At 69.5% G+C, this 13,203-nt stretch carries 15 protein-coding genes; 1 reads left to right on the top strand and 14 read right to left on the bottom strand.

Features of this window, described 5'->3' with window-relative positions; all coding sequences use genetic code 11:
* Positions 1–11: 11 nt before the first annotated feature.
* From D466_RS22865 to D466_RS0111680, 12 genes are all read right to left on the bottom strand, one after another.
* Positions 12–1,331, bottom strand: coding sequence for a septal ring lytic transglycosylase RlpA family protein (locus D466_RS22865; RefSeq protein WP_018913910.1), 1,320 nt, complete (start codon positions 1,329–1,331; stop codon positions 12–14).
* Positions 1,332–1,429: 98 nt separating this feature from the next.
* Entirely contained in the window at positions 1,430–2,155 is a 726-nt protein-coding gene (locus tag D466_RS21565; protein WP_018913909.1) for an RES family NAD+ phosphorylase, read from the bottom strand.
* The gene (locus D466_RS0111725; protein ID WP_018913908.1) at positions 2,152–2,559 is read right to left on the bottom strand and encodes an MbcA/ParS/Xre antitoxin family protein; all 408 of its coding nucleotides are present in this window, start codon (positions 2,557–2,559) and stop codon (positions 2,152–2,154) included. Before D466_RS0111725 ends, D466_RS21565 begins: the two co-directional genes overlap by 4 nt.
* A gap of 140 nt (positions 2,560–2,699) precedes the next feature.
* Positions 2,700–3,128, bottom strand: a complete 429-nt coding sequence (locus D466_RS0111720; protein ID WP_018913907.1) for a F0F1 ATP synthase subunit epsilon — start codon at positions 3,126–3,128, stop codon at positions 2,700–2,702.
* Between the two features lie 61 nt (positions 3,129–3,189).
* Positions 3,190–4,605, bottom strand: a complete 1,416-nt coding sequence (gene atpD, locus D466_RS0111715) for a F0F1 ATP synthase subunit beta (RefSeq protein WP_018913906.1) — start codon at positions 4,603–4,605, stop codon at positions 3,190–3,192.
* 55 nt (positions 4,606–4,660) lie between these two features.
* Positions 4,661–5,539, bottom strand: a complete 879-nt coding sequence (gene atpG / locus D466_RS0111710) for a F0F1 ATP synthase subunit gamma (protein ID WP_026285188.1) — start codon at positions 5,537–5,539, stop codon at positions 4,661–4,663.
* A 131-nt stretch (positions 5,540–5,670) separates the two neighbouring features.
* Positions 5,671–7,212 carry a F0F1 ATP synthase subunit alpha gene (gene atpA, locus D466_RS0111705; protein WP_018913904.1) on the bottom strand — a complete coding sequence of 514 codons (1,542 nt, stop codon included), beginning with the start codon at positions 7,210–7,212 and terminating at the stop codon, positions 5,671–5,673.
* 38 nt (positions 7,213–7,250) lie between these two features.
* Entirely contained in the window at positions 7,251–7,796 is a 546-nt protein-coding gene (locus tag D466_RS0111700; RefSeq protein ID WP_026285187.1) for a F0F1 ATP synthase subunit delta, read from the bottom strand.
* Positions 7,797–7,811: 15 nt separating this feature from the next.
* Positions 7,812–8,282 carry a F0F1 ATP synthase subunit B gene (locus D466_RS0111695; protein WP_018913902.1) on the bottom strand — a complete coding sequence of 157 codons (471 nt, stop codon included), beginning with the start codon at positions 8,280–8,282 and terminating at the stop codon, positions 7,812–7,814.
* A gap of 64 nt (positions 8,283–8,346) precedes the next feature.
* Positions 8,347–8,595 carry a F0F1 ATP synthase subunit C gene (atpE, locus tag D466_RS0111690; protein WP_013107156.1) on the bottom strand — a complete coding sequence of 83 codons (249 nt, stop codon included), beginning with the start codon at positions 8,593–8,595 and terminating at the stop codon, positions 8,347–8,349.
* Between the two features lie 81 nt (positions 8,596–8,676).
* Positions 8,677–9,537 carry a F0F1 ATP synthase subunit A gene (atpB, locus tag D466_RS0111685; protein ID WP_018913901.1) on the bottom strand — a complete coding sequence of 287 codons (861 nt, stop codon included), beginning with the start codon at positions 9,535–9,537 and terminating at the stop codon, positions 8,677–8,679.
* 43 nt (positions 9,538–9,580) lie between these two features.
* Positions 9,581–10,054, bottom strand: a complete 474-nt coding sequence (locus D466_RS0111680) for an ATP synthase subunit I (protein ID WP_026285186.1) — start codon at positions 10,052–10,054, stop codon at positions 9,581–9,583.
* Between the two features lie 451 nt (positions 10,055–10,505).
* Between D466_RS0111680 and D466_RS0111675 the strand changes: the two genes are divergently transcribed.
* Entirely contained in the window at positions 10,506–10,892 is a 387-nt protein-coding gene (locus D466_RS0111675; protein WP_231385709.1) for a CopD family protein, read from the top strand.
* Between the two features lie 33 nt (positions 10,893–10,925).
* Here the strand turns inward: D466_RS0111675 and D466_RS0111670 are convergent, their stop codons facing one another.
* Both D466_RS0111670 and hemB read right to left on the bottom strand, forming a co-directional pair.
* Positions 10,926–11,684 carry a hypothetical protein gene (locus D466_RS0111670; protein WP_018913898.1) on the bottom strand — a complete coding sequence of 253 codons (759 nt, stop codon included), beginning with the start codon at positions 11,682–11,684 and terminating at the stop codon, positions 10,926–10,928.
* A gap of 326 nt (positions 11,685–12,010) precedes the next feature.
* On the bottom strand, positions 12,011–13,012 hold the full coding sequence (gene hemB / locus D466_RS0111665) for a porphobilinogen synthase (RefSeq protein ID WP_026285185.1): 1,002 nt from the start codon (positions 13,010–13,012) through the stop codon (positions 12,011–12,013).
* Positions 13,013–13,203 lie beyond the last annotated feature (191 nt).

Genomic DNA, 13,203 nt, shown 5'->3' with positions numbered 1-13,203 from the left:
GCGCCCGCGCGCTATTGCTGCAAGTAGGTGTAGCCGCGCAGGCCCAGGCGGGCCAGGCGGTCGCGCAGGCCGGGGTCCTGTGCGTTGGGCGCCAGCGGCCCGATCTGCACCTTGTACCAGGTGCGTCCGTTGACGAATCCCGGCACCACCTCCACCGGCCCCAGGCCGGCGCGCTCGATGCGACGGGCCTCCTGCCGGGCGTTGCCTTCGACCGTGAAGGCGCCGGTCTGCACGTAGGTCTGCGGCGCGCCCGCGGGCATCGGCGCCTGAGCCTGTTGCGCCTCGGGCGCCTCGGGGGGCTGCTGCCGTGGAGGCTGCCGCACCTTCGCCGCCGGGGCGGGGTAGTCCGCGGGCGCCGATGCGGCTGTGTCCGCGGGCGGCACCGCCGCATCGGCCACCTGCGGCGGCGGCGAGGGCGAGGGTGAGGCCGGGGACGGCGCCTGGGGCCCCGTAGCCGAAGCGATCAGCGCGGCCAGCGGGTCGCTGGCCGCCGGCGCCGCCGTGCCCGGGGCCTGTGGCGGCCCCGCCGCGGCGGGGCCGCGCGGCGCCCGCGCCGCCTGGGAGTCCAGCGGCTGCAGCGTGGCCACCTGCATGGAGGGCGAGGCCGGGGCCGGCTGCGAAGGCGCAACCGCCGGGCTTTCCGGCGCGGCCGGGCTTGCCGGACTCAGCGGCGCCGGCGCGAAGGTCTCTGGCGCGCCCTGCGGTCCCAGCAACGGCTGCGCCTGCGCGGGAGCGGGCATCGGCGGCGCCGCCACGTCGGCCGGGCCGGCCTGCAGGGTGCCGGGAGCCAGCGCCACGATGCGCACCGGCGCGGTGCCGGTGGCCATCACGCCCAGCGCCTTGGCGGCGCCGTAGGACAGGTCCATGACCCGGCTGTCGACGAAGGGGCCGCGATCGTTGACCAGCACCAGCGCACTGCGCCCGTTGCGCAGGTTGGTCACTTCCACGCAGGTGGGAAGCGGCAGCACGCGGCTGGCCGCCGTGAAGGCACGGGGGTTGAAGGAACTGCCCATGGAGGTGGTCTTGCCCGACTCCCAGCCGTACCAGGAGGCGGTGCCGTCCACTTCGTAGCCCGAGGCGCTGCGCAAGGGCGCGTAGCTGTGGCCGAGCACCGTGTAGTCGCGGTTGTAGGCCGCGCGCAGGTTGGGCGCCGGCGCGTAGCAGCCGCTGGAGCCGTTGACCGGCGCCTGCATGGCCACGCCCGAGCGCCGCGACGGGCTGCTCGCGCAACCGGCCAGCGCCAGCGCCGCGGCCAGCGGCACCAGGCAGGCCCCCATGCGGCGGGCGCGGCGCGGGCGGCGGGCGGAACAGGCGGCGTGGCGCGTGGGCATCGGCAGGGCTTGGGCAAAGCAGCAGCGGGACGCTGGCGCCATGCTACACAGGCTTCGCGCCGACGCCCAGGGCAGCGCGCTGCCGTCCGGGTCGCGCCTCAGGCCGCCGGTGCCTCGGGGCCGAATTCGAAGCTCAGCGTGGCGCCGCCGGTCTTGCTGGTGAACAGCACGCGCCGCGGGCCGACCTTGCAGGTCCAGGTCTGCTGCGCGTGCAGTTCGGGGATGCTCAGCGCGGGCGCGCGCAGCACGGCCGCGCAGGCGGCGCCCTCGCGCCGCGCGGATTCGTAGCGGATGGCGTCGATGTCCGCGGGGCCCTCGCGCAAGGCCTCGGCCAGCGCGTGGCAGTCGGTGTAGTCCCTCGGGTCGCGCCACCGCGCGCGCAGCGCGTTCCACGGCGGGCGCATGAGATCGAGTTCGACGCCTTCGAAGCGGGCCTTGAACAAGGTGTGCTCGGTGATCAGCGACTCCTCGCGCAGACCCTCGCTGTCGCGCAGGAAACGCCAGCGCCACCAGGCCAGTTCGGCACACACCGTGGCGGGCTCGTCGGCCCCGTACCACACGCCCGGAGCCTGCGCGCGCCGGAAACGGCTCGGGTGGGGCGAGGTGTAGCGAAAGGGCGTGAACACCAGGTAATGGCTTCCCTGCGCGGCGCGCGGCAGCGGGGGCTTGCTGGCTTCCAGCAGGCCCTCCAGCACTTCCTGCTCCCGGGCGGAATCCACCAGGCGCATCGTGGCCACCTGGTGCTGGGCCTCGACGCCGCGCCACAGCTCGCGCCGGGCCGCGCGTGCCTGTTCCAGCCAGGCGGGCTGCCAGCGCTCGCTCATGCCAGCGCGCGCGCGCCGTCGAGGTAGGTGACCACGCGCACCAGCCCCTCGGGGGTCCTCAGGGCCTGCAGTGGCGTGGTGCCCAGCGCATCGTTGTAGCTTTGCATCCAGCGCAGGCGCGCCTGGGAATCGTTGCCCACCAGCGCGTCCAGCGAGCGGTAGACCCGGATCACCAGCGTGGCCAGTTGCCCGGGCTTGGACCGCGGCGCCAGCGCGCGGGCGCCGCCGGCCATGCGCGAGACGGTGGACTCGCTGCTGCCGATCACCTCGGCCAGCTGGCGCCCGCTCAGGCCCAGCAGCGTGGCCGCGCGCAGCGTGGCCTTGGCGAGCACGCGGCCGGCATCGGCTTCCGCCGGGGTAGGCGGGATGGCCTGGACATCCAGCAGGCGGGGTTTCGAGGGCATGATCCGGCTCCTTGCAGTGGAAATACTAGGCCAAAAAACTTGCCTGTGCAAAAGACCCGGGCCGGGGCGAAAAAAAGCCACACCCGGAGGTGTGGCTTGGCGGGAGGGCGCCGCGGACGGCGGCGGCCCTGCCGGGTGTTTCAGTGCATGCGTCCGCGCAGGCGGCGGATCGCCGCCAGCTGGGCGGCCAGCATCGCCAGTTCGCCTTCGACCACCGCGATGTCCTGCGTGTCCTTGGCGTGGACGCGATTCTCCTCGGCCTGCTTCAGAGCCTCCTGGGCCTTGGCCTCGTCGAGGTCCTTGCCGCGGATGGCCGTGTCGGCCAGCACCGTGACGTGCCCCGGCTGCACCTCGAGCACACCGCCGGCGACGAACACGAAGTCTTCTTCGTTGCTCGCGCCGTCGGGGCGCTCGATGCGCACCGCGCCGGGCTTGATGCGGGTGATCAGCGGCGTGTGACCGGCGAGGATGCCGAGCTCGCCGGCTTCCCCGGGAAGCGCGACGAAGCGGGCTTCACCGGAATAGATCAGCTCTTCGGCACTGACCACATCGATATGAAAGGTTTTCATGACCACTCCGAAAGGCCGGAAACGGGCCGCGCGCAGCGCGCGGCGGCCCCGCGAACCAAGCTCAGTTCAGCTTCTTCGCCTTCTCGAAGGCTTCGTCGATGGTGCCGACCATGTAGAAGGCCTGCTCGGGCAGCGCATCGCAATCGCCGTTGACGATCATCTTGAAGCCGCGGATGGTTTCCTTCAGCGGCACGTACTTGCCCGGCGAGCCGGTGAACACCTCGGCCACGTGGAAGGGCTGCGACAGGAAGCGCTGGATCTTGCGCGCGCGCGCCACGGTCTGCTTGTCCTCGGGCGAGAGTTCGTCCATGCCCAGGATGGCGATGATGTCGCGCAGTTCCTTGTAGCGCTGCAGGATACCCTGCACCGCGCGGGTGGTGTTGTAGTGCTCCTCGCCGATCACGTTCGGGTCGATCTGGCGGCTGGTCGAGTCCAGCGGGTCCACCGCGGGGTAGATGCCCAGCGAGGCGATGTCGCGCGACAGCACCACGGTGGCGTCCAGGTGGTTGAAGGTGGTCGCAGGCGACGGGTCGGTCAGGTCGTCCGCGGGCACGTACACGGCCTGGATCGAGGTGATCGAGCCGTTCTTGGTGGAGGTGATGCGCTCCTGCAGCACGCCCATTTCCTCGGCCAGGGTCGGCTGGTAGCCCACCGCCGAAGGCATGCGGCCCAGCAGCGCGGACACTTCCACGCCGGCCAGCGTGTAGCGGTAGATGTTGTCGACGAAGAACAGGATGTCGCGGCCTTCGTCGCGGAACTTCTCGGCCATGGTCAGGCCGGTCAGCGCCACGCGCAGGCGGTTGCCCGGGGGCTCGTTCATCTGGCCGAACACCATGGCCACCTTGTCCAGCACCTTCGACTCTTCCATCTCGTGGTAGAAGTCGTTGCCCTCGCGGGTGCGCTCGCCCACGCCGGCGAACACCGACAGGCCGCTGTGCTGCTTGGCGATGTTGTTGATCAGCTCCATCATGTTGACGGTCTTGCCCACGCCGGCGCCGCCGAACAGGCCCACCTTGCCGCCCTTGGCGAAGGGGCACACGAGGTCGATCACCTTGATGCCGGTTTCCAGCAGGTCCACCGACGGCGACAGCTCATCGAAGGCCGGGGCCTTGGCGTGGATCGAGCGCAGCTCGTCGCACTGGATCGGACCGGCTTCGTCGATCGGGCGGCCCAGCACGTCCATGATGCGGCCCAGCGTGCCCTGGCCCACCGGCACCGAGATCGGCGCGCCGGTGGCGTTCACGGCCATGCCGCGGCGCAGACCGTCGGTCGAGCCCAGCGCGATGGTGCGCACCACGCCGTCGCCGATCTGCTGCTGCACTTCGAAGGTCACGCCGCGCTCGGCCAGGCCCAGGTCCTGGTCGTCCGACAGGCGCAGCGCCTCGTAGATGGCGGGCATGTGCTCGCGCGGGAATTCGATGTCGATCACAGCGCCGATGCACTGGACGATCCTGCCTTGGTTTTGGGCCGTGCTCATTTCGGGTTTCTCCGGGATTCTCTGAATGGGGGTGCGCGTCTCGCTCGCGTCGCCGTCAGACGGCCGCCGCTCCGCCGACGATTTCGGACAATTCCTTGGTGATCGCTGCCTGGCGGCTCTTGTTGTAGACCAGTTGCAGTTCGCTGATCACGGTCTTGGCGTTGTCGGAGGCCGACTTCATCGCCACCATGCGCGCGGATTGCTCGCTGGCCATGTTCTCGGCCACCGCCTGGTACACCAGGGCCTCGACGTAGCGCACCAGCAGCGCATCGATCACCGGCTTGGCATCGGGTTCGTAGATGTAGTCCCAGCCGTAGGCCTTGCGCTCGGCCTCGGTGGTGCTCATCGCCTGCTTGCTCAGCGGGATCAACTGCTCCAGCTGGGGCTCCTGGCGCATGGTGTTGACGAAGCGGTTGTAGCCCAGGTAGACCGCGTCGAGTTCGCCGCGCTCATAGGCGTCGAGCAGCACCTTCACCGGACCCACCAGCTTGTCCAGATGGGGCTTGTCGCCCATCTGCACCAGGTGCGAGGCCACGTCCACGCCGATGCGGTTGAGGAACTGCAGGCCCTTGTTGCCGATCGCGCAGGCGTGCACCTCGACGCCGTCGGCCTGCCACTGCTTGATGCTTTGCGTGACGCCGCGCAGCAGGTTGGTGTTCAAGCCGCCGCACAGGCCCTTGTCGGTGGTGACCAGGATCAGGCCCACCTTGCGCACCGGCGAGCGCGCCACCAGGAAGGGGTGGCTGTACTCGGGGTTGGCTTGGCTGAGGTTGGCGGTGATGGCCCGCACCTTCTCGGCGTACGGGCGCGCGGCGCGCATGCGCTCCTGCGCCTTGCGCATCTTCGAGGCGGCCACCATTTCCATCGCCTTGGTGATCTTGCGCGTGTTCTGCACGCTCTTGATCTTCAGGCGGACTTCTTTCATTCCAGGCATGCGGGCTCTCCAGTCCGTTCGCTCACTGATGTGTCCCTTTCGAGGCGGTGAGCCGAATCGGCTCAGGGTCGTCCCAAGCCGATTCGACCCCCTCGGGGGGCAGGCCGGGCAAGCCCGGCCGCCCGGGGCACTCAATAAGCGCCGCTTTTCTTGAACTCGGCGATCGCTTCCTTCAGCGCGGTCTCGTCTTCCTTGCCCAGGTCCTTCTTCGACTCGATGCTGTCGACCAGCGCGGAGCACTTGCTGCGCAGGTGGTCGTGCAGGCCCTTTTCGAAGCCCAGGATCTGCTTGACGTCGATGTCGTCGAGGTAGCCGTTGTTCACTGCGTACAGCGAGGCGGCCAGCTGCCACACCTGCACCGGCTGGTACTGGGGCTGCTTGAGCAGTTCCACGACGCGGCGGCCGCGCTCGAGCTGGCGGCGCGTGGCGTCGTCCAGGTCGGAGGCGAACTGCGCGAAGGCGGCCAGTTCACGGTACTGCGCCAGGTCGGTACGGATGCCGCCCGACAGCTTCTTGATCACCTTGGTCTGCGCGGCACCGCCGACGCGCGACACCGACACGCCGGCATTGATGGCCGGGCGCACGCCGGAGTTGAACAGGTCGGTTTCCAGGAAGATCTGGCCGTCGGTGATCGAGATCACGTTGGTCGGCACGAAGGCGGACACGTCGCCGGCCTGGGTCTCGATGATCGGCAGCGCGGTCAGCGAGCCGGTCTTGCCCTTGACCTCGCCCTGGGTGAACTTCTCCACGTACTCCTCGTTCACGCGCGCGGCGCGCTCGAGCAGGCGGCTGTGCAGGTAGAACACGTCGCCGGGGTAGGCTTCGCGGCCCGGCGGGCGGCGCAGCAGCAGCGAGATCTGGCGGTAGGCCCAGGCCTGCTTGGTCAGGTCGTCGTAGACCACCAGCGCGTCCTGGCCGCGGTCGCGGAAGTACTCGCCCATGGTGCAGCCGGCGTAGGGCGCCAGGTACTGCATGGCGGCCGAGTCGGAGGCGGTGGCGGCGACCACGATGGTGTAGTCCATCGCGCCGTGTTCCTGCAGCTTGCGCACCACGTTGACCACGGTGGAGGCCTTCTGGCCGACCGCGACGTAGATGCAGATCAGGTCCTTGCCCTTCTGGCTGATGATCGAGTCCACCGCGACGGCGGTCTTGCCCGTCTGGCGGTCGCCGATGATCAGCTCGCGCTGGCCGCGGCCCACCGGCACCATGGAGTCGATGGCCTTCACGCCGGTCTGCACCGGCTGCGACACCGACTTGCGCCAGATCACGCCCGGGGCCACCTTCTCGACCACGTCGGTCAGCTTGGTGTTGATCGGGCCCTTGCCGTCGATGGGCATGCCCAGGGTGTTGACCACGCGGCCGATCAGCTCGGGGCCCACGGGCACGGACAGGATCTGCCCGGTGCACTTGACCGTGTCGCCTTCCGAGATGTGGCCGTATTCGCCCAGCACCACGGCGCCCACGGAGTCGCGCTCCAGGTTCAGCGCCAGGCCGTAGGTGTTGCCCGGGAATTCGAGCATTTCACCCTGCATGACGTCGGACAGCCCGTGCACCCGCACGATTCCATCGGACACGGACACCACGGTGCCCTGGTTCTTCACATCGGCGGCCGTGCCCAGGCCTTCGATGCGGCTCTTGATGAGTTCGGAGATTTCAGCGGGATTGAGTTGCATGGGGAGCCTCGGTATTCATGGGCGAATGGGGTGTGGCCTCAAGCCGTGAGCGCGTTGCGCATCGACTCCAGGCGGGCGCGTACCGAGGTGTCCAGCACCTCGTCGCCGACGGCCACGCGCACGCCGCCGATCAGCCCGGGGTCGACCTCGACGCGCGCGTACAGCTTGCGTCCGAAGCGCCGCTCCAGGGCCGGCAGCAGCTCGTCGAGCTGGCGCTGGTCCATGGGGAAGGCGCTGGTGACCTGGACCTCGGCGCGCTGCTGCGCGGCGTCCTTCAGCCGGTGGAATTGCTCGGCGATGGCCGGCAGCGCCGCCAGGCGGTGGTTCTCGAGCACCACGTGCAGGAGGTTGCGCACCGCGGCGCCGGGCTGTTTCGGCAGCGCCGACAGCATCAGCTCGCCGAGGGCCTGCGCACCCAGCTGCGGGTCGCCGACCAGCCGGCGCAGGCCGGCGTCGCGCGCGACCACGGCCAGCGCGTCGAGCTGCTCGGCCACCTGGTCGAGGGTTTCGGCGGCCGCCGCGCCCTGCGCGGCCTGGAACATCGCTTCGGCGTAGGGCCGTGCGACGGTTGCGAGTTCAGCCATCGCGGTTCCTTTCGCTCAGAGCTCGGCTTTGAGCTGCTGAAGCAGCTCGCCGTGGGCCTGCGCGTTGACCTCGCGGCGCAGGATCGCCTCGGCGCCCTGAACCGCCAGCGCCGCGACCTGGTCGCGCAGGGCCTCGCGGGCCTTGACTACCTGCTGCTGGGCCTCGGCGTGCGCCTGGGCGACGATCGCCTCGGCGGTTTCCTCGGCCTTGCGGCGGGCTTCCTCGATCATCGCCATGGCGCGGCGCTCGGCCTCGTGCAGGCGCTGCGCGCTCTCCTCGTGCGAACGAGCGAGCTCACGCGTGACTTCCTGGTTGGCCGAGGCCAGCTCGGCCTTGGCACGATCAGCCGCGGCGAGGCCGTCGGCGATTTTCTTTGCGCGCTCGTCCAGCGCCTTGGTGATCGGCGGCCACACATACTTGGCCGTGAACGCCGCCAGCAGCAGGAACACGATGAGCTGCGCAATCAGTGTTGCGTCCAAATGCATGGCGCTAACCCTTGCGTAGTTTCGGGGACATGAGGTGTGCAGACCGTCAGTGCGGTCCGCGGGATCACTTCAGCACGAACGGGTTCGCGAAGGTGAACATCATGGCCAGGCCGACGCCGATCAGGAAGGCGGCGTCGATCAGGCCGGCCAGCAGGAACATCTTGGTCTGCAGTTCGTTCATCAGCTCGGGCTGGCGGGCGGCCGACTCGAGGTACTTGCTGCCCATGATGCCGATGCCGATACAGGCGCCGTTGGCGCCCAGGCCGATGATCAGGCCAGCGGCCAGCGCGACATATCCGAGAACGTGTTCCATGAATGGCTCCTGAGGAAGGGTTGAAGAGTCAGAGAGGAAAAGCAAAGGGGTGAAACGATCGATGCGGGATTGCGGCCCCGATCAATGGTGGTCGTGCGCCTGGCCGATGTAGACCAGGGTCAGCATCATGAAAATGAAGCCTTGCAGCACGATGATCAGCATGCTGAAGATCGACCAGGCCAGCCCGGCGGCGATGTTCCCGAAGAACAGCGCCCAACCGGACAGGCTGCTCAGTCCCGCCGCGCCCATCAGCGCGATGATCATGAACAGGATTTCCTCGGCGTACAGGTTGCCGAACAGTCGCATGCCGTGCGACAGGGTCTTGGCCAGGTACTCCAGCAACTGCATGCCGAAGTTCAGCGGCCACAGCGCCGGGTGGTTGCCGAAGGGGGCGGTGAACAGCTCGTGCAGCCAGCCCCCCAGGCCCTTGACGCGCACGCCGTAGTACAGGCTCAGCAGCAGCACGGTGATGGACATGCCCAGCGCCACCGACAGGTCGGCGGTGGCCACCACGCGCAGGTAGGCGTGCTGCGGATCGTGACCGGTGGCGGCGGCGGCGCCTTCCCACAGGCGCGGCAGCAGGTCCACCGGCAGCAGGTCCATCGCGTTCATCAGCACGATCCAGATGAAGGAGATGAAGGCCAGCGGCGTGACGAATTCGCGCGACTTGGCGTTGCGCACGATGCCGCGCGCCTGCTCGTCGACGAACTCCACCAGGAACTCCACCGCGGCCTGCATGCGCCCCGGCACTCCGCTGCTCATCGAGCGGGCCACGCGCCACAGCACGAAGCAGGCCAGCGCGCCCAGCAGCAGGGTCATGACCAGCGAGTCGATGTCGACGACGTGGAAGTCCACCACGCCGGCACGCGGGGCGCTGGTCCACTGCGTCAGGTGGTGGATGATGTATTCGCCTGCGGTGATCGTCGGTTCTGGAGCGGACATGGCAGCTTCGGCAAAAGGGTTGGTCGCGTGGTGGTGCGCGGACTCAGGCTTGTTTCCCGCTGTCGCGCGGCTTGCCGCGCAACAGCAGGGCGATCCAGTACACCTGCAGCGTGGCCACCAGGCCGAGCAGCAGCGCCGGCCAGCTCAGGGCGGGCAGCAGGCGCGGGGCCAGCAGCAGGAACATCACGGTGAAGGCGATCTTGAGCAATTCGCCGAAGGCGAAGCCGAACAGTGCGTAGGCGGGCGGCAGGCGCACCAGCCAGCGGCGCATGGCACCGGCGAACAAGGCGGCCGGCAGCAGCACCACCGCGCCGCCCCACAGCGCCGACAGCCCCGCGGAGCGCCCGCCCAGCAGCCAGCCCGCCAGGCCGGCCAGCAGGGTCACGGCCAGTTGCAGCGCGACCACGCGCAGCGGCGACACGCCCGGCTTGGCGCGCAGCAAGGCTTGCGCCTGCTCGCTGCTCAGCGGCTCGCGCGGCGTGTCGTCTTCGTCCTGCCAGGTGTCCAAGGCTTGCACGTTTTTTGCTAGATTTTGCTGATGAGGTCTTGCGGTTCTGCTGCTGCGGGATGGGTGGCTGGCCCGTGCCACCGCGGACCAGCCGGCGCACCCTCACGGTGCGCCGAGCATCCTGCTGCCGCGGTCGTGGCACGCGGACTTCGCGCGCTGGGCCCCGTCGAGGTGCGCAGCGCGCGCCCTGGGGCCACCATCCAGTCAACATCCCGGCCAAGCGTTGTAACAAATCGCTCGTGGCCAAACGGCGGAAGTATACGTAAACCCCTAGGCAGCAATCCAGTATTTTCGTAGCTGGCCTCGGGCTTGCCTTGCGCCAGAGCAAGGCAAGGCGCAGTGCGGACATGCGCCGCCAGGGGCGGCACGGCGTTTGGGCTATGCTCGGCCCCAGGGGGTTGTCGTGAACAAATTGTTGCTTTTCATACACTTGATCGGTGCCATCGTCTGGATGGGCGGCATGAGCCTGGTGTTGCTGGCGCTGCGCCCGGCCGCCTTGCGCGTGCTGGAGCCGCCGCTGCGCCAGCAGTTGATGCTGCAGGTGCTGCGAGGCTTTTTCCCGCTGGTGTGGCTGAGCATCGCGCTGCTGCTGGGCAGCGGCGCCTGGGCGCTGGCCAGCGTGGGCATGGCGGCCGCGCCGCCGGGCTGGCACGCCATGCTGGGCATCGGCCTGCTGATGACGGCCGTGTTCGCCTACCTCTACTTCGCCCCCTACCGGCGCGCCTGCCGCGCCGCGCGTGAGGCCCGCTGGCCCGAGGCGGGCGCCGCGCTGCAGCGCATCCACCGGCTGGTGCAACTCAACTTCGCGCTGGGCTGGCTGGCCATCGCGCTGGTCGTGCTGCTGTAGCGGCTCGCCCTGCCGGACGACGCCAGCGCAAGGCTACTGGACGTGCATCACCACGACGGAGAACACCGTCTGGCTGTGGCCCAGATCGCTGCTGGCCTCGACCTCGATATCGGACTTGGCCGGCAGCGGCGGAGCGCGTTGGATGTCGGCGTAGATGGTGATCGCCACGTCGCGCATGACCCCTGGCGGCAGGTCGGGAGGCCTGCACTCCAGCATGTTCCCTTCGAACACGCAGTCCGGCTCATCGCTCATGACCGAAGGCTGCAGGTAATCCGGGAACGGTCCGATGCGCAGGCGAACGCCGCGGTTCACCGACGGACCGGCGTTGCTGTAGTGCAGGGTGGCGATCGCATTGCGCGAGTCGTCGGGAATGATCACGTCCGGCGCCGGCGCGAGGCTCAGCGTGCCCTCGCCTTGCATGGTGGTGACCAGGGTGCCCGTGGCCAGATGAAGGCCGTCCCTGCCTTCCACGGTCGCGACGTTGGTCGCGTAGTCCCCGGGCGCCACGCGCAAGGTGTAAGACACCCGCTGCGCGCCCTGGTCCGGCAAGGGCGCGATGGGGCAGGAGAAGTAGTACGGGCTGTTGACGCAGGGCGCGATGCCCTCGGTCGTGACCTGCAGCAGGCTCTGCGTCTCGCGCGCGGGGAACCTTCCCGCCAGGGTGCCGCCGTCGCAGACGCGGCCGGGCGGCATCGTGTGGCATTGCACCGCAAAGCCGAGGGGGTTGTCCTTGCCGGGAACCGCGGTGAATGCAAGCGTGTCCCCGGCGCCCAGCGGCACGATCTGCAGCATGGCGTAGCCGGAGCCCGGGGCGCCGGTCGGCGCCGCTTGCGCAGCCGGTGTGGCCGGGCCGAGCAGCCCGGCGCAGGCCAGGGCCGCGCCGCGGAGCGCGTGGCCGAGGCCGGCGCGGCCTCGGCGTGACGTTGACGGGCGAGGCAGCTGCCCTGGGGGCGGCGAGCAGGATTCGGGGGGCATCGGCACTCCTGGCGGACGAGTGGCAGGCGGGGCACGAGGGCCCCGAGGCAGCTGCACGCCCCTTCGGGAAGGCCGTGCAGAACGTCGTCAGGATTATGGGAGGCCGGTCCGTCCCGTTGCCGGGCCAGGGTCTTGCCGGTTATTCAGCGCGCGCGCAGCGCCCGGGCCGCCTCGATGGCGAAGTAGGTCAGGATGCCGTCGGCGCCGGCGCGCTTGAAGGCCAGCAGCGATTCCATCATCACCGCCGGCCCGTCGAGCCAGCCGTTGAGCGCCGCGGCGCGCAGCATCGCGTATTCGCCGCTGACCTGGTAGACGAAGGTGGGCATGCGGAACTCGTCCTTCACGCGCCGCACGATGTCCAGGTAGGGCATGCCGGGCTTGACCATCACCATGTCGGCGCCCTCGGCGATATCCAGGCGCACCTCGCGCAAGGCCTCGTCGGAGTTGCCCGGGTCCATCTGGTAGACCTTCTTGTCCGCCTTGCCCAGGTTGGACGCCGAGCCCACCGCGTCGCGGAAGGGGCCGTAGAAGGCGCTGGCGTACTTGGCGCTGTAGGCCATGATGCGGGTGTGGATGTGCCCGGCGTTCTCCAGCGCGTCGCGGATGGCGCCGATGCGCCCGTCCATCATGTCGCTGGGAGCCACCACGTCCACGCCCGCCTGCGCCTGCACCAGCGCCTGGCGCACCAGCATCTGCACCGTGGGCTCGTTGACGATGTAGCCGCTCTCGTCCAGCAGGCCGTCCTGGCCGTGCGAGGTGTAGGGGTCCAGCGCCACGTCGGTGAGCACCCCCAGTTGCGGGAACTCGCGCTTGAGCGCGCGCACCACGCGCGGCACCAGGCCCTCCGGGTTGGCGGCCTCCAGGCCGTCGGGGGTTTTCAGCGCCGGGTCGATGACCGGGAACAGCGCCATCACCGGGATGCCCAGCTCCACGCATTCCTGCGCCACCGGCAGCAGCTGGTCCAGACTCAGGCGCTCCACGCCGGGCATCGAGCCCACGCTCTCGCGCTTGCGCTCGCCGTCGAGCACGAACACCGGCAGGATCAGGTCGTCGACGCTCAGGCGGTGCTCGCGCACCAGGCGCCGGGTGAAGTCATCGCGGCGCAGGCGCCGCATGCGGGTTGCGGGAAACGGAGGCTGGGTCATGGCAGGAGAGAAATACACGCATCGCGAAAGAGGAATTTGTCGCGCCGCGGGAACTTTTGGAGCTTACGCCAGTCTATTCCTCCAGGTGGCCTCCGCGAGGGGGTCCCTCCCGCTTCTCCTCCCTGAGCGGGCGCCTTGTGTTTTCGACCAAGGCTGTTCGCCCCGGCCCCGGCCGGGGCGTTTTTTTGGGT

The sequence above is a fragment of the Thiomonas sp. FB-6 genome, assembly GCF_000377645.1.
GTDB lineage: Bacteria > Pseudomonadota > Gammaproteobacteria > Burkholderiales > Burkholderiaceae_C > Thiomonas_A.
The sequence above is the reverse complement of the archived record's forward strand: the minus strand, read 5'-3'. Positions and strand labels throughout refer to the sequence as shown.

What these genes read in the sequence shown, in the direction of transcription:
- atpE (WP_013107156.1), bottom strand. Translation starts at nt 8,595, where the DNA reads ATGGAACACGTTCTCGGATATGTCGCGCTGGCCGCTGGCCTGATCATC.
- atpB (WP_018913901.1), bottom strand. Translation starts at nt 9,537, where the DNA reads ATGTCCGCTCCAGAACCGACGATCACCGCAGGCGAATACATCATCCAC.
- D466_RS0111700 (WP_026285187.1), bottom strand. Translation starts at nt 7,796, where the DNA reads ATGGCTGAACTCGCAACCGTCGCACGGCCCTACGCCGAAGCGATGTTC.
- D466_RS22865 (WP_018913910.1), bottom strand. Translation starts at nt 1,331, where the DNA reads ATGCCCACGCGCCACGCCGCCTGTTCCGCCCGCCGCCCGCGCCGCGCC.
- atpD (WP_018913906.1), bottom strand. Translation starts at nt 4,605, where the DNA reads ATGAGCACGGCCCAAAACCAAGGCAGGATCGTCCAGTGCATCGGCGCT.
- D466_RS0111675 (WP_231385709.1), top strand. Translation starts at nt 10,506, where the DNA reads ATGAGCCTGGTGTTGCTGGCGCTGCGCCCGGCCGCCTTGCGCGTGCTG.
- D466_RS0111725 (WP_018913908.1), bottom strand. Translation starts at nt 2,559, where the DNA reads ATGCCCTCGAAACCCCGCCTGCTGGATGTCCAGGCCATCCCGCCTACC.
- D466_RS0111720 (WP_018913907.1), bottom strand. Translation starts at nt 3,128, where the DNA reads ATGAAAACCTTTCATATCGATGTGGTCAGTGCCGAAGAGCTGATCTAT.
- hemB (WP_026285185.1), bottom strand. Translation starts at nt 13,012, where the DNA reads ATGACCCAGCCTCCGTTTCCCGCAACCCGCATGCGGCGCCTGCGCCGC.
- D466_RS0111695 (WP_018913902.1), bottom strand. Translation starts at nt 8,282, where the DNA reads ATGCATTTGGACGCAACACTGATTGCGCAGCTCATCGTGTTCCTGCTG.
- atpA (WP_018913904.1), bottom strand. Translation starts at nt 7,212, where the DNA reads ATGCAACTCAATCCCGCTGAAATCTCCGAACTCATCAAGAGCCGCATC.
- D466_RS0111670 (WP_018913898.1), bottom strand. Translation starts at nt 11,684, where the DNA reads ATGCTGCAGATCGTGCCGCTGGGCGCCGGGGACACGCTTGCATTCACC.
- D466_RS21565 (WP_018913909.1), bottom strand. Translation starts at nt 2,155, where the DNA reads ATGAGCGAGCGCTGGCAGCCCGCCTGGCTGGAACAGGCACGCGCGGCC.
- atpG (WP_026285188.1), bottom strand. Translation starts at nt 5,539, where the DNA reads ATGCCTGGAATGAAAGAAGTCCGCCTGAAGATCAAGAGCGTGCAGAAC.